Origin of the sequence: Pseudomonas sp. WS 5051 (genome assembly GCF_012985715.1) — a bacterium.
GTDB lineage: Bacteria > Pseudomonadota > Gammaproteobacteria > Pseudomonadales > Pseudomonadaceae > Aquipseudomonas > Aquipseudomonas bubulae.
The window spans coordinates 206,389-224,875 of sequence record NZ_JAAQWV010000001.1 but is presented as its reverse complement, the minus strand read 5'-3'; the positions used below and the strand labels follow the sequence as shown (position 1 = coordinate 224,875).

Here is an 18,487-nt window from a genome sequence, read left to right as displayed (position 1 = left end):
ACGGCCATACTAGCGCACTGGCCCTGTAGTGTCGTTTTTACTGCCCCACGAGGCCGGGCTACAAGCGGCAGTCAGTACACCAGAGAAGCTGTGATAAAGTCAGCTTCCTTTTTTACTAACCGCCGCGTGATATGACCGAATCCAGCCCCAGCACAAGCGAATCGAGCTTGAAGATATATCTGCGCCTGCTCAGCTATGTCCGGCCTTATGTCGGCCTGTTCCTGCTGAGTATCGTCGGGTTTCTTATTTTCGCTTCGACCCAGCCAATGCTTGGTTACATCCTCAAGTATTTCGTCGATGGCCTGTCCAATCCGGACGCAGTGCTGTTTCCTTCCGTTCCCTATCTGCGTGATCTGCGCCTGTTGCAGGTCGTGCCGATCCTGATTGTGTTGATCGCCGCATGGCAGGGCCTGGGATCCTTCCTGGGCAACTACTTCCTGGCCAAGGTCTCCCTGGGCCTGGTACACGACTTGCGGGTTCAGCTGTTCAACAACCTGCTGGTCTTGCCCAACCGCTATTTCGACAAGCACAACTCGGGCCATCTGATCTCCCGTATTACCTTCAACGTGACCATGGTCACCGGTGCTGCCACCGATGCGATCAAGGTGGTGATCCGTGAAGGCATGACAGTCGTGTTCCTGTTTGGCTCGTTGCTGTGGATGAACTGGCGCCTGACGCTGGTTATGGTCGCGATCTTGCCACTGATTGCGGTCATGGTGAGCACAGCCAGCAAAAAATTCCGCAAGCAAAGCAAGAAGATTCAGGTGGCGATGGGTGACGTAACCCACGTTGCCTCGGAAACCATCCAGGGCTACCGCGTTGTGCGCAGCTTTGGCGGTGAGGCGTATGAGCGCAAGCGCTTCCTGCAGGCGAGCCAGAGCAACACCGACAAGCAACTGCGCATGACCCGCACCGGGGCTATCTATACCCCGATGCTGCAACTGGTCATCTATGTAGCTATGGGCATCCTGATGTTCCTGGTGCTTTACCTTCGTGGTGACTCGTCGCCTGGCGACATGATCGCCTACATCACCCTGGCCGGCCTGTTACCCAAGCCGATTCGTCAGCTGTCTGAAGTCAGCTCGACGATCCAGAAGGGTGTAGCGGGTGCCGAAAGCATCTTTGAACAGCTGGATGAGAAACCGGAGGTCGATACCGGCACTGTTGAGCGCGACCACGTCACTGGCCGTCTGGAAGTGCGCAATCTGAGCTTCACCTACCCGGACACCGACCGTCAGGTGCTCAGGGACGTGAGCTTTTCGGCCGAACCGGGGCAAATGGTGGCATTGGTGGGGCGTTCCGGCAGTGGCAAGTCGACATTGGCGAACCTGATTCCGCGTTTCTATCACCACACAGCGGGCGAAATTCTGCTCGATGGTGTTGAAATCGAAGATTACCGTCTGCTCAACCTGCGCCGTCATATTGCCCAGGTAACCCAGCATGTGACCCTGTTCAGCGATACCGTGGCCAACAATATTGCCTACGGTGACCTGGCGGGTGCCCCGCGTGCCGACATCGAAAAAGCCGCGCGTGATGCTTACGCGATGGACTTTATCGAGCAATTGCCACAAGGCCTGGACACCCAGGTCGGTGAGAACGGCGTGCTGCTTTCCGGCGGTCAGCGTCAGCGTCTGGCAATTGCCCGGGCGTTACTCAAAAACGCACCGCTGCTGATCCTGGATGAGGCCACCTCGGCGCTGGATACCGAGTCCGAGCGCCATATCCAGGCGGCACTCGACCACGTCATGAAAGGTCGCACCACGCTGGTGATCGCTCACCGGCTGACCACCATCGAGAAAGCCGATCTGATTCTGGTGATGGATCAGGGCCAGATTGTCGAGCGCGGTACCCATGCCGAGCTGATGGCGCAAAACGGTTACTACGCACGCTTGCACTCGATGGGGCTTGATGCGCCTGAGGTCTCCGGCGATATCGCCTGAGGCCTATACTGATACCTGTGGAGGCAGGCCTGCCTCCACGGGGAATCTTCATCTTGAGTCTTGTAGCTCATGTCTGATTCTCATTCGCTGCGATTAATACCGTGAACTGACCTGCGTTCACCCTGTGTTAATATCGCGCCCCTGTTCATTTTGTATGTGGGTTGTCCATGAAGTTGTCCATGCCGCGATTCGATCAAGCCCCTGTCTTGGTGGTAGGCGATGTCATGCTCGACCGTTATTGGCATGGCGGGACCTCACGGATTTCCCCTGAGGCGCCGGTGCCGGTGGTCAAGGTCGAGCAAATCGAAGACCGCCCGGGCGGCGCTGCCAACGTTGCGCTCAACATCGCTGCACTGGGCGCGCCTGCCTCGCTGGTGGGGGTGACCGGCGACGACGAAGCCGCCGACAGCCTGGCCAACCGGCTCAAGGGTGCGGGTGTTCGTGCACTGTTCCAGCGTATTGCGCACCAGCCGACCATCGTCAAGCTGCGGGTCATGAGCCGTCACCAGCAATTGCTGCGTATCGATTTCGAAGAACCGTTTGCCACCGACGCCCTGGCGTTGGGTGCTGAAGTTGAAAACCTGCTTGAAGGCATCAAGGTGCTGGTGCTGTCCGACTACGGCAAGGGTGCCCTGAAAAACCATCAGGTGCTGATCCAGGCCGCACGTGCCAGGGGCATTCCGGTGCTGGCCGATCCCAAGGGCAAGGATTTCTCGATCTACCGTGGCGCCAGCCTGATTACGCCAAATCTCAGTGAGTTTGAAACCATCGTCGGTGGTTGCACCGACGAGGCCGACCTGGTGGCCAAGGGCGCCAAGCTGATGGCAGATCTGGATCTGGGTGCCTTGCTGGTGACCCGTGGCGAACATGGCATGACCCTGTTGCGTCCGGGCTTTGCCGCCATGCACCTGCCGGCCCGTGCCCGAGAAGTGTTTGACGTAACAGGGGCTGGCGATACCGTCATCTCAACCCTGGCCGCAGCCATTGCTGCCGGTGAGGAACTGCCCCACGCCGTGGCCCTGGCCAATCTGGCGGCGGGTATTGTGGTCGGCAAACTGGGTACGGCAGCCATCAGCGCGCCGGAGCTGCGCCGGGCGATCCAGCGCTCAGAAGGGTCGGAGCGTGGTGTGCTGAGCCTTGATCAGCTGTTGCTGGCCATCGAAGATGCGCGGGCGCACAACGAAAAAATCGTCTTCACCAATGGTTGTTTCGATATTTTGCATGCCGGGCATGTGACCTATCTGGAGCAAGCGCGGGCCCAGGGCGATCGTTTGATCGTTGCCGTCAACGATGATGCATCGGTGAGCCGCCTCAAAGGCCCGGGTCGCCCGATCAACAGTGTGGACCGTCGCATGGCGGTACTGGCCGGTCTGGGCGCCGTGGACTGGGTGATCAGCTTTCCTGAAGCCACGCCGGAAAATCTGCTGGCTCAGGTCAAGCCTGACGTGCTGGTCAAAGGCGGTGATTACGGCATCGATCAGGTGGTTGGCGCCGATATCGTGGCCGCCTATGGCGGTACGGTTAAAGTGTTGGGGCTGGTTGAAAACAGCTCGACCACAGCTATTGTCGAGAAAATTCGCGGTCAGTGATCGACCGCACACCCCCTGTGGGAGCGGGCTTGCTCGCGATCGGGTCGACTCGGTGTAACTGAAAAACCGAGTTGTCTGAACGCGAGCAAGCCCGCTCCCACATTTGAATCTAAGACTTTTTCACCACCTTCCTGAAAATCTGCCGCGCCTTGCCGGTCAGGCGCTTGAGCCGTGACTCGGGTTTGGGCGGGGTTAAACCCTGTTGCCGAACCCAATCCTTCCAGCGAATCCGCTCGTCATGGACCACCCAGCCGTCCTGCGGTGCAAAGCTCTCGGCCAGCCGCACGCCACGGGTACTGGCAGGTTGCAGGCGGTCTTTGCTCAGGGTGTATAACTCGGCGCAGGGCCGGCCTTCCGTGAGTGGGATCAGGTAAAGATCCGGGCGCTTGCGGTCCAGCCGCGCTACCAGTTGATCCCCTTCAAGCCGCTCTTCGACATGGAAAAGGCTCAGGGACTTGGCCTCTTTGGGCACTTCCAGACGCAGGTCGTAAATCAGTTGCAGCGATGCTGTCGGCAAGTGCACGTAGGTCCGTGGCCGCTCCAGCAAGGGTTGGCTGCCACAGCTTACAGGCCGGGTCGCACCGGACAGGGGGGTCAGGCGAAAGGGCATGGCCTCGCGGTAATGCAGCGCGGCGGCGTAGGGCGCAGGTAGCCATGTTTCATTGAACCGCCCGCTCAGCCAGCCTTCGGGGGTTTCCAGCAGGCACTCTTCGGCAATCTCCTGGATGGCTGTGTGCAGGGGCAGGCTGACCTCGTGGGCTGGCACGTAACCAGAGATCAGCTTGAGCACCACATCGCCCCGATCCTGACGACGCTGACGTACCAGCACCCAGTAGTCGCGACCTTGCCAACTCATGGTCAGTCGCACGGATACGCCAAGGTTGGCCAGCTCCAGCGAAAAACGCTCATTATCGGCAACCTTGACCGGGCGGCGCTTTAGCAGGGTCTGCGCGAAGTTCAACGGCATGCCGATGCTTTGATAGCTCAAGCCCTCTGGCGTGGCTTCGACAAATAACGGCAGGGTTTTGAAGTCGCTGGGGTTCTTGCGGATCAGCATGCGCGGCATGTCGGCTCCTCCTTGCGTCGGGGTCGGCCGCGTCGGCGGCTTCAGGTTTTACGCAGAACCTGCGCAACGGTCGCCACGTTATGGGCCAAATGCAGCGGATTGATGGTGCCGACAATAGCACTGGCAACCCCGTGATGGCCAAACACCAGTTCGAAGCTGGCGCGCACCGGATCGACCCCAGGGCTCAAGCACACATGCCCGCTGGCCAGCGCCTTTTTAACCAGAATGGCCTTGCCGTGGGCCGCGGCGTAATCGATCACCGGCCGCTCGGCCTGTTCATTGAGGTTGTAGGTGACCATCGCGCAATCACCGGTTTCCAAGGCCTTGAGCCCTCCTTCAACGGTTTTGCCCGACAAGCCGAAACCGCGAATCTTGCCCTCGCGTTTGAGTTCGGCCAGGGTCTCGTAGACCTCGCACTCATTGAGAACCGCAAGGTCATTGCCGTCAGAGTGCACCAGCACCAGATCGATAAAGTCCGTTTCAAGACGTTGCAGGCTGCGTTCCACCGAGCGCCGGGTATGTGCGGCGCTGAAATCATGACTCGACTGGCCGTCGACAAACTCTTCGCCGACCTTGCTGACGATCACCCAGTCCTGGCGCTGACCACGCAATAGCGGGCCAAGGCGTTCTTCACTGCGGCCATAGGCGGGGGCGGTGTCGATCAGGTTGATGCCCAAATCGCGGCTGAGCTTGAGCAGCATCTGCGCTTCGTTATCATCCGGAATCTTGAAGCCGCTGGGGTACTTGACCCCCTGGTCGCGGCCCAGCTTGACGGTGCCCAGCCCCAGTGGCGAAACCAGCAGGCCGGTACTGCCCAGCGGGCGATGGAAGTCGTGCAGGGTTGGCCGGCTCATGGCAACAGTTGCTCCCACGCGGTTTTTCCCAGGGGTGGACGTGGCAGCGGAGGGAGGGCCGGAGCATTGCCCGGTTTGATTCCGTCGTGCTCCAGCGCTTGCAGCACCCGGTCAGAGAAGTCCGGTGCCAGTGCCAGCTTGGTCGGCCAGCCGACCAGCAGACGGCCCTGGTCCGAGAGAAAAGCGTTGTCCGGGCGTACCAGCCCCGACTGCGCAGGCTCGGCACGGTTGACCCGCAACGTGGCCCACTGCGCCTGGCTCAGGTCAACCCAGGGCAGCAGGTTGCCCAGCTCTTTTTTCGCCACGGCGATTTGCTCGGCAGGTTCGCGGGCCACGCCATCGGCTTCGGCGATATCACCGCCCAGATACCACACCCACTCGCCATTGGCCGCGGGGTGAGTGGTTACCGTAATGCGTGGCTTGGGCCCACCGCCCAGGCAGTGGGCGTACAGCGGCTTGAGGCTGGGCCCCTTGACCAGCACCATATGCAGCGGGCGCAGTTGCTGGGCCGGAACGCTGATGCCGACACTGGCCAGCAGCTCGGCATTGCCGCCACCTGCACTGAACACAATACGCTGGGCGTGAATCTCCAGACCGTCGACCCGCAGGCCAATCAGTTCGTCGTTGTCAAACAGCGGCTCAATCACCTGCCCGGCCAGCAGGCCATCCCCCGCCAACTCCGCCAGACGCTCGATCAGGCTCGGGACGTCGACTACCAGCTCCGCCAGGCGATACACCTTGCCTTTGAAACGTGGATCTTGCAGGGCCGGGGGCAACTGGTCGCCCTTGACCTGATCGACGCGGCCACGCACGGCCTTGCTGGCAAAAAAGCTGGTGAGGTTACCCGCGAGGGTGCCCGGCGACCACAGGTAATGGGCTTCGGAAAGAAGGCGCACACCACTCAGGTCGAGTTCGCCGTCGCCGGCAAGGGCTTCGCGCCAGCGGCGCGGCATATCGGCGATGGCTTCGGACGCCCCGGTCAGGGCACCGTGCAGCGCATATTTGGCGCCGCCATGAATGATGCCTTGAGATTTCACACTCTGCCCGCCCCCCAGGCTTTCACGCTCGACCACAATCGTGGAGAAGCCCTGGCGACGCAGGCGGGCATTGAGCCAAAGGCCGGCAACCCCAGCGCCGACAATCAGCACGTCGGTGGAAATAACAGATGGCATGGGCGACCTCGGCGTTTAAAGACAAAGACCGCAAGTATACAGCCTGATCCACAACCTGGCCTGAGCCTGTAAACCTGCGTAGCAGCTGCCGAAGGAACGAGGTGTGGTGTTTTCGTTGCTGGATTCAATGCCCCGCTGTTTTCGAGAACAGTTGAATCACCACCACCCCCAGCACAATCAGGCCCATGCCGAGCATGGCCGGGATGTCGAGTTTTTGCCCGTAGATAAACAGCGCTGCGACACTCACCATCACAATGCCCATACCCGCCCACACCGCGTAAGCCACGCCCACGGGAATGGTGCGCACCACCAGGGTCAGCATCCAGAATGCCGTGGCGTAACCGGCAATCACCAGGATCAGCGGCAGCGGTGTACTGAAACCCTTGATCGCTTTCATGGAGACGGTGGCGATGACTTCGGCGCAAATGGCAATGGCCAGGTAATAGTAGGCGTTCATGGTGGAGTCCTGAGTGTGGAGCGGGGCAATTTAGCAGCAAGGCATTCTAGTAGTTGTGAAAGTGTGTAGTGCGTTCTGGTTGCGACAGGGTAGGGAGTATTCGGTGCCATCATCGTGAATACTTTTTCAAGTAAACTCCGCACCCATGAATAGAACTCTCTACACCTTGCTGTTTCATCTGGGGCTGCCACTGGTGGCGATTCGATTGTGGCTGCGGGCGCGCAAGGCGCCCGCTTATGCCCGGCGTATTGGTGAGCGTTTCGCCTTGAATCTGCCGACCCTGCAGCCGGGGGGGATCTGGGTGCATGCGGTCTCGGTGGGCGAGAGCATCGCTGCCGCGCCGATGATTCGTGAGCTGCTAAAACGTTACCCACAGCTGCCAATCACAGTGACGTGTATGACACCCACCGGGTCCGAGCGGATCCAGGCGCTGTTCGCGAATGAGCCGCGTATTCAGCATTGCTACCTGCCTTACGACTTGCCGTGGGCGGCCGCGCGCTTTTTGAATCGCGTGCAACCCAAACTCGCGGTCATCATGGAAACCGAGTTGTGGCCCAATCATATCCATCAGTGTGCCAAGCGCGGCATACCGGTGGCGCTCGCCAATGCCCGCTTGTCGGCACGCTCGGCCAAAGGCTATGGCCGCTTCGCCCGCCTGACCCGGCCCATGCTGGAAGAAATGAGCCTGATTGCCGTGCAGACCGAAACCGAAGCCGAACGCTTTCGTCAATTGGGTGCGCGACCTGAGTGCGTTGAGGTCACCGGCTCGATCAAGTTTGACCTGACCATCGACCCCCAGCTGCTGGTCGATGCCCGGGAGCTGCGTGAGCAGTGGCAGGCTCTGGCTCGCCCGGTATGGATTGCAGCCAGCACCCACGAGGGGGAGGACGAGATTGTGCTCGCGGCCCATCGGCAATTGCTTGGCCATTACCCCAATGCGTTGCTGATGCTGGTGCCTCGGCACCCGGAGCGCTTCAATCAGGTATTCGAGCTGTGCCAGCGCGAAGGGTTTGCCACGGTGCGCCGTTCCAGTGGCGAGCCGGTCACCGCAAGTACCCAGGTCATGCTGGGCGATACCATGGGTGAATTGCTGTTTTTGTACGCGCTGGCAGACACCGCTTTTGTGGGAGGCAGTCTGGTTCCCAATGGCGGACATAACCTGCTGGAACCGGCAGCGCTGGCCAAACCGGTGTTGAGCGGGCCACATCTGTTCAACTTTCTGGAAATCAGCGCGATGCTGCGCGACGCCGGAGCACTGGAAGAAGTGGACGACGCCCAAGGGCTGGCGCTGGCGGTACAGCGCTTGTTCGAGTTGCCGCAAGACGCCCGGCGCATGGGCCAGGCGGGCCTTAAAGTCATGCAGCGCAATCAGGGCGCCTTGCAGCGGTTGCTCGATGGCCTGGGACGGTTGATGTCGCGCTAGTCGGCCAGTGGCAGAAACCAGCGTTCGGCCAGGTCTTTACCAATCTGGCCGCGATGCACGTTTACGATGGCAGGGGCAGTTTTAGCCTTGTCCAGCTGGACGATGTAGCTGAATTTTCGCTGCTCTTTTGTCTTCAAGTGAGCGGCCGTGTAGTTCGCTTTCGGGGTATGGGCCTCGTCATAGTGAAAATGGGCATACCACAGCGGGCTGCCCTGGCGGTCGTTGACGGCGTACTCCTGCATATAGTCCTGCCGCTCACCGGTTAACGGGATGCGCTTGCCTAGCCCCGCTATCTGGACCTGTTTCTCATCAATCAGGTACTGCAGGTTGCCATGGGTCGGCGGCAGTTCGAAGCTCAACTTGATGCGCATCTCCCTGCCTTCCCTGATCATTTTTTGGGCAGCACTGCGCATGCTGTCGATCAGGGTCTGATCGTCCTGGGACCTTGAATCCTCGGCTTGGGTCTGCAGGGCCAAGTGCAGTTCAGTGGCCAGCTTGTCGAGCTTATTGGCTTCGCGAATGAGTTCTTCCTCGACTTCCTGCGGGTAGCGGGTACTCATGCTGTGCACTGTGGCCTTGTGCAGATGCCATTCGGACAAGGCGTAAAGTTTGCGCGCATCACCCTTGATGATATTCAGTGCCCGTGTGCGCGGTGATTCAGTGCGCACGGTTTTAATCTCGATCCATTCGTCCTCGTGCTGCAAATAAGTCGACAGTAATTGCTCGTCATAGTCTGAGCGGATTTCAATGACATCACTCAGCCATTCGTTGTCTGCGGGCCGGAGTTCGCCGATCAATTTGCCCTTGCCACGGACATGAATCACTTTTTTGGAGCGACTGCCAGCGGCAGGTGGTGTGCGCTTTCCAGGTCTTTGTGCGGGGGGCTGCGGGGGCGGCTTGATCTCGGCCGCCAGTTGGCGGGTGACATCCTGATAGAGCTCTGTCAGCAACAGACGAAGCTTTTTGAAGTACTCGGGATCCAGTTCATCGGCATACATCAAGCCAATGCCTTCCAGGGCATCCAGCGCCTGGCCGTAGTTCTCCGCGAGGCTGTCCAGTACCTCCAGGCGTTTGTCAGCGTCGATTTCCAGAGTATTGAGCTGGTTATGGGTGTGGGTGTGCTCATTGAGCGGGTCAATGGCGCTATCAAGGCTTTCTTCTGTGAGACTGCTTGCGGAGGGGGTGGAGCTGGCCTGTTTCAGGCAGTCGAGCTGAAAACCCTTGAGAGTCAGGCTGGTATGTCCGGCCGCAGGTATTGAGCGGGCCAGTTCGGTAGCGGCAGCGATGCCCGCTTCGCCGAAGTTGTACAACTGCTCCAGATAGCCGTCTCTTTGCTCGATACGTTCTATCGTGATCTCGTTGATTGCCACCTGCTCGCGGTTTGACTGTGCATACCCCTGGGGGTCTGCCTGTACCGCGGCCTCGATATCAGCGTCCTCTGCATTGAACTGCGGCCACTTGTTGATCAGGGCTCTTTGTTCGTTTGCCGAGACAACCAGGGAGATGATCCGGTTGTCGAAGGACTTCTCCAGCATGGAAATCACGATCGTTTCGTGAAAGGGGATATCAAGCTTGCTGCGTTCCTCGGCAGTGGCCAGCAATGCCTGGTAACCGCTCAACTCCGCGTGCAGTGCGGTTTTGAGCCTCTCGCGTAAAGCGGCGAGCTGCTCGGCAGTGAAGCGTGGGTCTGCCATTGCACTTCTCAGGGCGCTGTGGGTGATATCAACGGCCTTCTGCCGCGGAGCTTCAAGGGGGTAAAAGTCAGTCAGCTGTGTTTGCAGTTCACTTTTACGCCGGGCTTTTTGCGCTTGCAGGGACGCTATGCGTCTGGAGAGGCCCCCAGCCTGTAAACGCAGGCGGGTGTCTACAAACCAATTACCTTTACCATCCGTTCTCAGGTTCGGGCCAATGCGATTGATATCGGTGCTTGAAGAGATGGCGACATTATCTTCGCTGTCGATGTGCACGGGGTACAGCCCTTCACCGAGCAAGGCGTGCCACTTCTGATCAATTAAATAAAGCCCCTTGAACAGGCCGTCGGGTATCGGAGGCGGTAAAGTTTCGGGTCGCGCCACCTTGAAACTGGCCAACAGCTCGCGTCTGCTGGCAGTCAGGCGATCGCTGGCGCTGGCGATGCCCAATTCCAGCTCGGTGCTGCGGGCACCAGGCAACTCGCCGGGCAGGGCCACGATGCCCGTGACAATTTTGGGCGGCTCCGGCTCCGGCCAGATTTCGGCGATACGGGCCGGCGCCTGCGCTCGCAAGGCCTTGCTCATTAACCCTTCTGGAAGTGGTGTGAGTTTCTGCAGAGCCGTCTGGGACTGGTGGAACAGCAACATGCCCAGGTTAAGCAATACATCGGCGGCTGCCAGCTCGCGAGTCGCGGCGTCACTGCTGGCAAGAGCGGGGATGTCCTGGCTGGCCAGTTTCGCGACACTCAGCAAACCGCCGGTCAGCATGATGGGGGGTGGCAAGCCCGGCAGCAGCAACAGGCTGTTGAAAATCAGGCTGCCACCTTCCAGTAGCACCCCCCAGCGGCTTTCCGTATTGGACACCGAATCTGTGTTCGCCTGCTCCACCAGCGCCCTGGCATTACAGCCAAAGAGGTACTGCATCAACTGGCCGTTCTGTAGAAATTGCAGTAACTCGTCGCTGCCGTTGGTGGCCAGCCTGGCAGGACCCGGCCGTTCAATCGGAGCGAACTCACTGCCCAAACCGAAGCGCAGGTAATGTGGCTCCTTGAAGCCGCCGTTGTCGTAGATCGGACGGGCAATGTCACTCAACCAGGTCAGTACGCTGGTTTGCAGAGGCGAGGGCTCGACAATGGCGTCCAGCAGTGCGTCGCGGGTGCTGAACTCCAGCAGTGATGGCGAGTAAAAAGGCCGGTACAGCACATGTGGCCCATACTCGACGTTGGCCGGCTCGATGATAAACATGTTGCCCACAATGTCGGGCAGGGCTTCGGGGTGGCGTAGCAGGGCCAAATGACGAATGACCACTGCCAGTCCTTCGACCTGTTGCTCAGCGGCGCAGGTGTGTACCACTGCGGCCACATGGCGGGCGCCCAGCGGGGTCAGGCCATTTTGTTTTTTCAGGCTCAGTTCCAGCGCTTCCATCGGCAGTTGCACGCTGGTTTGAGTGGCGAAAAACCTTTCGCGCACCAGGGCGTCGGGTGTGTTGCTCAACAGTGCGTTTTCAAGATACTTGGGGTACACCCTGCCGATATCGACCTTTTCGATCAGCCCGCCGCGTCGGGTGATGTAGTCGGGCGTCAACCATCCTGGCAGTGGCTCCCCCAGGCGATGGCGCAGGCTGAGTGCACCTTCGGGCCGACCGATCAGATTTTTCAGGGACAGCTCGGTCAGGCTCATGGTGGTGCTCTCCACGATGCCGATGGTCCCGGGCAGGCCGGTGGCGGACAGAAAAGTCAGCTCGATATCATTGGGTGCAAACTGATCCATGCGCTCTTGCATGGGGATATCTTGCTCGAATTGTCGCTGGTCGGCGCGCATTTGCCAGTGCAACGCGTCGGCGGCATAGGTGTGGATGTCGCTGATGCCATACAGGTAGGTCTTGCCTTCGCTGGCCTGTTTGGCGGCATACAGGGCAAGGCTGTAATGGCGATAGCGTGCGATGCTGGCCGCTGACGCGTTATTCAGCCATTCGGGCAAGTGGTTTTTGACCGTTGTAAGGCTCTGCAAGGTGGCTTTGGGCGCGTCGGCAAAGTATGCCGAGGTATCCGTGATGGACCTGTAAACCCTTTGCAGTGCCTGCCAGCCGATACTGGACGGCACTTTTAGCGTGGCTGTGCGTTCAAGTTGCCGGTTCAGAATGGCGGCGGCGCTGGCATCGAAAAAATTACCCTCCAGCTCAAATTGCTTCATGCGAATTTCTTTTACGGTGTACGAGCTGATGATTTTCCTGGCCCAGGCCTGACCCAGTGTGGCCATGCTTTTAAAGGTGAGGGTGTCGCCGTCAGCTTTGCACATCAGCACCTGGTTTCGGGTGACCAGAGCAATCCTTGTATTGAGCCCGGAGTAAACCACCTCAGGATTCAGCAGGGTGGCTTCGAGCCAATAGGCGCGCACAGCGTTCTCGCCATACAGGCGGATACGCTCTTCGAGGTCAGGCGTGGTGATGATCTGGTTGATGGCAGCAAGGGCGGCCGGGTTCAGACCGGTTTGCCGAATTGCACCAATTGTCAGGGTGTCCCGCATCACATCGCTGAGCCACCGCCAGCGGCTGGTGCCGGTATCGGTTTTTTTTGTCCACCACTGGTGCAGTGCATTCTGCAGTCCGACGGGCAGGCGCCAGGGGAGCTCCTTGACCAGGCTTTCGATAACCTGCATATCCAGCTCACCGTCATCGGGCTTGAGCCAGTCGGGGGCGTTATCGGTCAGGTAGTAGGGTTGTGTGTTGACGGGGCTTAAATCCAGCGTGACACCGCTACCCAGGTAATCCAGCACCCGGGGCATGAACGGCTCCAGCGACCAGCCTCCACCGGGCCTGGGCACGGCCAGGCGGGTGCGTTCGAGGCTGATTCGCAGTGAGGGATAGCGCTGTGCAATGGCCGCTGCGAGCATTTGCCGGGCGACCGTTGTGAGTGGGGGCGGGTTGGCGAACTGTGCCCGTACGGCATTTTCGGGCAGGGCGAGGGAGGGCGAGGGGACTGTAGGCATGAGCGTTCCTGTGTTGCGTTCCAGAAGGTCATACGACCGATGCCGTATTAACTTCTGGAGCGTTCAAGGAACGGTGTTAGCTGGATATGTCAGCCAATCAAATTGCGCGAAAGTCAGTTGCCCGGCGAGCGCAGATTGGCTTCGGCGGCCTTGGCCAGGTCCGGTGGCAGAAAGTCCTTGTCCGGGTTGTAGTCGGCTTTCAAATAATGTGACAGCGCTTCCAGATCCCCCGGGTTCAACGTTCCTGCAGCCTGCTTGAGGCGCAGGTTGTCGAGGATGTAGTCGTAGCGGCTGTTGTTGTAATCACGTACCGAGTTGTACAGCTGGCGCTGGGCGTCGAGCACGTCGACGATATTGCGTGTGCCCACCTGGTAGCCGATTTCCGTGGCTTCCAGTGCGCTCTGGTTGGAGATGATCGACTGTTTGCGTGCCTGCACCTGTTCAACGTCGGTATTGACCGCACGGTGCAGGTTGCGGGTGTTTTCCACCACCTGGCGGCGCAAGGCTTCACGCTGTTGTTCGGTCTGGTCCAGGCGCGAGTACGACTCGCGCACCTGGGAGCTGGTCAGCCCGCCGCTATAGATCGGGATATTCAACTGCACGCCGATGCTGCGCTGGGACACGTCGCCGCCGTAACGCTGGTTCAGGGCGTTGGGGTTGCTCAAACCGAAAGCGTCGTTGTCGCCGGTTTTGTACTGTGCCACGGCATCGAGGGTTGGCGCATGGCCAGCCTTGCGCTGCTTGAGAGTTTCTTCGGCGGCGTTTACTGCGTAATTGCTGGCCAGCAGGTTGAGGTTCTGCTGCGCGGCGGTGTCTACCCATGACTTGGCGTCATTGGGCATCGGCGGCAGGATCGGCAAGGTGTGACGCATGCCTTCAATCGCATTGTACTGGCGGTTGGTCAGGGTGATCAGCGATTCAAAAGCGTCTTCGACCTGACGCTGGGCCAGCATCCGGTTGGCCCGCGCCGTATCGTAGCTGGCCTGGGATTGCAGCACGTCAGTCTTGTCCGACAGACCCACGTCAAAGCGCTCGCGGGACTGGTCCAGCTGGCGCTTGAACGCGGCCTCTTCGGCCTTGGTCGCCGCCAGTGTGTCCTGGGCGCGCAGTACCGAGAAGTAGGCATTGGCGCTTTGCAGAATCAGGTTTTGCTCGGTGGCCGAGAGTTGCAGTGCAGCCTGTTCGTTGATCGATTCGGCGGCTTTCAACTGGAACCAGCGGTCAATCCGGAAAATCGGCTGTGCCAGCGTGGCCTGATAGACCACGGCGCTGCGGGTGGTGGTCAGCGATGGCTGGTCGATGGCCGTGCGCACGTTGCTCGACTCGGCCCCCCCTGACAGGTTGGGCAGCAAGCCAGCACGGGCCTGGGGCACCACTTCCTTTTGCGCCTCGTAACCGGCGCGGGCCGCCGCCAGGTCGGCGTTGTTGTCGACCGCTTCGTGGTAAACGCTGACCAGACCGTTTTGGCTGGACAATGGGGCGGTGGTTTCCAGCGCCATTGCGCTGGACGCCCAAGACACGGCGATAGCCAGTGATAGTTTGCGCAGCATGAGCGATCCCTAGTTCAAGAATGCGAAAAATGAAAGCCCGAGTCCGACTCGCGGTTTCAAGAAGTAGCGAGTGTAGTAGTGGTGGCACCTTGCAACAATGCCGTTCTTGCGCCTTTTATCACGCCATTGATTGAGGGGTTGGCGTTCTGCCTCACTCTTCTCTAGACTGGGCGCGTTCTTGTCGGGGTGCCTTGCTATGAGGCTGAGATCGAATAATTTCGGATCCCGTTGAACCTGATCAGGTTAACGCCTGCGTAGGGAACAAGATTTCTCGTCTCCCGGCGAGTCCTCTTGAGTGCTGTCCGGGATTGATTGGTCAAAAAATGATCAATCATTCGAGGCCGTCACTCAGCACCCAGTCCTTGGGTGCATCCGTACATTTTTCAGGTTCTCCCTCCGACAATCCGCCTGGATGCAGTCTGGAGAGCCGTGATGAGTACAAAACCAAAAAACGCGATCAATCTCAGTGATTCGGCCAAGGTCGATGAGCAGTCGGTCAAGCCGTTTACCCGCTCGCAAAAAGTCTACGTACAGGGTTCGCGCCCGGACATTCTGGTGCCGATGCGTGAAGTCAGCCTGGATGTCACACCTACCGATTTTGGCGGTGAAGTGAACGCCCCGGTATTGATCTACGACACTTCGGGCCCGTATACCGACCCGTCGGTGCAAATTGATGTGCGCAAAGGTCTGGGCGATGTGCGCTCGGCGTGGATTGACGACCGTGACGACACCGAGCGCCTGCCGGGCCTGAGCTCCAACTTTGGGCAGATGCGCCTTGAAGATGCAGAGTTGACCAAACTGCGCTTCGCCCACGTGAAGAACCCGCGTCGGGCCAAGGCCGGTGCCAACGTCAGCCAGATGCACTATGCGCGTCAGGGCATCATCACCGCCGAGATGGAATACGTCGCCATCCGCGAAAACATGAAGCTGCAGGAAGCCCGCGCCGCCGGTTTGCTTGACCAGCAGCATCCGGGCCACAGCTTTGGCGCGAGCATCCCGAAAGAAATCACCGCCGAATTCGTGCGTGATGAAATCGCCCGCGGCCGCGCCATCATCCCGGCCAACATCAACCACGTTGAGCTGGAACCGATGATCATCGGTCGCAACTTCCTGGTGAAGATCAACGGCAATATCGGCAACAGTGCGCTGGGCTCTTCTATTGAAGAAGAAGTGGCCAAGCTGACCTGGGGCATTCGCTGGGGATCGGACACGGTCATGGACCTGTCCACCGGCAAGCACATTCACGAAACCCGCGAGTGGATCATCCGCAACTCGCCGGTGCCGATTGGTACGGTGCCGATTTACCAGGCGCTGGAAAAGGTCAACGGCGTGGCCGAAGACCTGACCTGGGAGCTGTTCCGCGACACCCTGATCGAGCAGGCCGAGCAGGGCGTGGACTACTTCACCATCCACGCAGGTGTGCTGCTGCGTTATGTGCCGCTGACCGCCAAGCGCGTGACCGGGATTGTGTCCCGTGGTGGTTCGATCATGGCCAAGTGGTGCCTGGCGCACCACAAAGAAAACTTCCTTTACACCCACTTCGACGAAATCTGCGAAATCATGAAAGCCTACGACGTCAGCTTCTCGCTGGGCGATGGCTTGCGTCCGGGATCGATTGCCGACGCCAATGACGCGGCGCAGTTCGGCGAGCTGGAAACCCTTGGCGAGCTGACCAAGATCGCCTGGAAGCACGACGTGCAGTGCATGATCGAAGGCCCTGGCCACGTGCCGATGCAGTTGATCAAGGAGAACATGGACAAGCAGCTGGAGTGCTGTGACGAGGCGCCGTTCTACACCCTCGGCCCGCTGACCACCGACATTGCGCCGGGTTACGACCACATCACCTCGGGCATTGGTGCGGCGATGATCGGCTGGTTCGGTTGCGCCATGCTTTGCTACGTGACGCCCAAGGAACACTTGGGCCTGCCGAACAAGGATGACGTGAAGACCGGGATCATCACCTACAAGATCGCGGCCCATGCTGCCGACCTTGCCAAGGGTCATCCAGGCGCTCAGATCCGCGACAACGCCCTGAGCAAGGCGCGTTTTGAGTTCCGTTGGGAAGATCAGTTCAACCTGGGCCTGGATCCGGACACGGCGCGCTCCTATCACGACGAAACGCTGCCCAAGGATTCGGCCAAGGTCGCGCATTTCTGCTCCATGTGCGGGCCGAAGTTCTGCTCGATGAAAATCACCCAGGAAGTTCGTATCTACGCCGCCAACCAGCGCATAGATGCCATCGACGTGGATGTGGCCAAAGGCCTGGCCGAACAGGCCGAGCGCTTCAAGCAGGAAGGCAGTCAGCTGTACAAAAAAGTGTGATGTAAGCAGTCCCCTTGTGGGTGCGGGCTTGCTCGCGATTGCAGCACCTCGGTGATTCAGCTGCACCGAGTTGATTGCATCGCGAGCAAGCTCGCTCCCACAGGTTTTTTAGGCGGTTTTCTCTTTGTGGGATTCATTCCTTGAACACACCCGGTACTTACTCTCCCGACCTTGCTGTCCCTCTGGATCGGCGTGCATTCGGCGGTCGCGATTTGTTCTCCCTGTGGTTCTCCCTCGGCATTGGCCTGATGGTGTTGCAGACCGGCGCGTTGCTTGCGCCGGGGCTGGGACTGTCGGGTTCATTGCTGGCGATTTTTCTCGGCACGCTGGTAGGCGTGTCGCTATTGGCTTCGGTCGGTGTGATTGGCAGCGATACCGGCCTGTCGTCGATGGCTGCGCTCAAGCTCAGCCTGGGCAGCCGCGGTGCCATGCTCCCGGCCATGCTCAACGTGCTGCAACTGATCGGCTGGGGCTCGTTTGAAATCATCGTGATGCGCGACGCAGCCAGCCTGCTTGGCGCCCGGGCTTTTGGCGAAGGCAGCCTGTTGAGCAACCCCCTGTTGCTGACGCTGTTGTTCGGCGCCTTGGCCACCTTGCTTGCGGTGAGCGGGCCATTGACCTTTGTGCGCAAGATTCTGCGCAAATGGGGTATCTGGTTACTGCTGGCGGCCTGTCTATGGCTGACCTGGAACCTGTTTGCCAAAGCCGATCTGCCAGCGCTGTGGGCGCAAAAAGGCGATGGTTCGCTGCCGTTCGCAGTGGGTTTTGACATTGCCATTGCCATGCCGCTGTCGTGGTTGCCGCTGATTGCGGATTACTCACGCTTCGGCAAGCGTGCACAAAACGTGTTCGGCGGCACGGCCTTGGGCTTCTTTATCGGTAACTTCTGGCTGATGAGCCTGGGCGTGGCTTACACCCTGGCATTCGCCCCGAGTGGTGAAGTGAATGCGCTGCTGTTGGCGCTGGCAGGGGCCGGGCTGGGGATTCCGCTGCTGCTGATTTTGCTCGATGAGTCGGAAAACGCATTTGCCGATATTCACTCGGCGGCGGTGTCAGGCGGGATTCTGTTGCGTTTGAAAGTCGAGCATCTGGCCCTGGCCATCGGCGTGGTCTGCACCTTGATCGCCTGCTTTGCGCCGCTGGCGCAGTACCAGAACTTTCTGTTGCTGATTGGTTCGGTGTTCGCGCCATTGTTCGGCGTGGTGCTGGTGGATCACTTTATCCTGCGCCAGCGCAGTGCCCGGGTTGCGCCTGAGTTGTGGCGCTGGCCGACGCTGCTGGCCTGGCTGGGCGGGGTGCTGACCTATCACCTGCTGGCGAACGTGCTGCCGGATGTAGGCGCAACATTGCCCGCGTTGTTGCTGGCCGGCGGGTTGCAGTGGCTGTTGGGGCGCGGGTCAAAAACGGCCTAGCACACTGTGGGAGCGGGCTTGCT

The 18,487-nt window shown here is 59.7% G+C and carries 11 protein-coding genes and 1 riboswitch; of the genes, 5 read left to right on the top strand and 6 right to left on the bottom strand.

The window, feature by feature from the left end; all coding sequences use genetic code 11:
- Positions 1–131 precede the first annotated feature (131 nt).
- On the top strand, positions 132–1,940 hold the full coding sequence (gene msbA, locus HBN79_RS00950) for a lipid A export permease/ATP-binding protein MsbA (protein ID WP_095000924.1): 1,809 nt from the start codon (positions 132–134) through the stop codon (positions 1,938–1,940).
- Between the two features lie 167 nt (positions 1,941–2,107).
- Positions 2,108–3,529, top strand: coding sequence for a bifunctional D-glycero-beta-D-manno-heptose-7-phosphate kinase/D-glycero-beta-D-manno-heptose 1-phosphate adenylyltransferase HldE (gene hldE / locus HBN79_RS00945; RefSeq protein ID WP_095000925.1), 1,422 nt, complete (start codon positions 2,108–2,110; stop codon positions 3,527–3,529).
- 109 nt (positions 3,530–3,638) lie between these two features.
- Here hldE and HBN79_RS00940 read toward each other — a convergent pair whose 3' ends face one another.
- The 4 genes from HBN79_RS00940 to HBN79_RS00925 form a co-directional block, all read right to left on the bottom strand.
- Positions 3,639–4,595 (bottom strand): metal ABC transporter ATPase, encoded by a 957-nt coding sequence (locus HBN79_RS00940; protein WP_095000926.1) that lies wholly within the window; start codon positions 4,593–4,595, stop codon positions 3,639–3,641.
- A 41-nt stretch (positions 4,596–4,636) separates the two neighbouring features.
- Positions 4,637–5,449 (bottom strand): aldo/keto reductase, encoded by an 813-nt coding sequence (locus HBN79_RS00935; RefSeq protein ID WP_169916131.1) that lies wholly within the window; start codon positions 5,447–5,449, stop codon positions 4,637–4,639.
- Complete coding sequence (locus tag HBN79_RS00930; RefSeq protein ID WP_095017691.1) at positions 5,446–6,621, bottom strand: FAD-dependent oxidoreductase; 1,176 nt, start codon at positions 6,619–6,621, stop codon at positions 5,446–5,448. The genes HBN79_RS00935 and HBN79_RS00930 overlap by 4 nt, the downstream gene beginning before the upstream one ends.
- A 124-nt stretch (positions 6,622–6,745) precedes the next feature.
- Complete coding sequence (locus HBN79_RS00925) at positions 6,746–7,078, bottom strand: SMR family transporter (RefSeq protein WP_095000929.1); 333 nt, start codon at positions 7,076–7,078, stop codon at positions 6,746–6,748.
- A gap of 145 nt (positions 7,079–7,223) precedes the next feature.
- Between HBN79_RS00925 and waaA the strand changes: the two genes are divergently transcribed.
- Complete coding sequence (gene waaA / locus HBN79_RS00920) at positions 7,224–8,501, top strand: lipid IV(A) 3-deoxy-D-manno-octulosonic acid transferase (protein ID WP_095017690.1); 1,278 nt, start codon at positions 7,224–7,226, stop codon at positions 8,499–8,501.
- Here the strand turns inward: waaA and HBN79_RS00915 are convergent.
- Both HBN79_RS00915 and HBN79_RS00910 read right to left on the bottom strand, forming a co-directional pair.
- Positions 8,498–13,180, bottom strand: a complete 4,683-nt coding sequence (locus HBN79_RS00915; RefSeq protein ID WP_169916130.1) for a DUF6543 domain-containing protein — start codon at positions 13,178–13,180, stop codon at positions 8,498–8,500. The two genes, waaA and HBN79_RS00915, sit on opposite strands and share 4 nt — an antisense overlap.
- A gap of 113 nt (positions 13,181–13,293) precedes the next feature.
- Positions 13,294–14,730 carry a TolC family outer membrane protein gene (locus HBN79_RS00910; RefSeq protein ID WP_095017688.1) on the bottom strand — a complete coding sequence of 479 codons (1,437 nt, stop codon included), beginning with the start codon at positions 14,728–14,730 and terminating at the stop codon, positions 13,294–13,296.
- Between the two features lie 172 nt (positions 14,731–14,902).
- Positions 14,903–15,008, top strand: a riboswitch (TPP riboswitch).
- Positions 15,009–15,162: 154 nt separating this feature from the next.
- Between HBN79_RS00910 and thiC the strand changes: the two genes are divergently transcribed.
- Both thiC and cytX read left to right on the top strand, forming a co-directional pair.
- Complete coding sequence (gene thiC, locus HBN79_RS00905) at positions 15,163–17,052, top strand: phosphomethylpyrimidine synthase ThiC (RefSeq protein ID WP_095000933.1); 1,890 nt, start codon at positions 15,163–15,165, stop codon at positions 17,050–17,052.
- Positions 17,053–17,192: 140 nt separating this feature from the next.
- Positions 17,193–18,464, top strand: coding sequence for a putative hydroxymethylpyrimidine transporter CytX (cytX, locus tag HBN79_RS00900; RefSeq protein WP_169916129.1), 1,272 nt, complete (start codon positions 17,193–17,195; stop codon positions 18,462–18,464).
- Positions 18,465–18,487 lie beyond the last annotated feature (23 nt).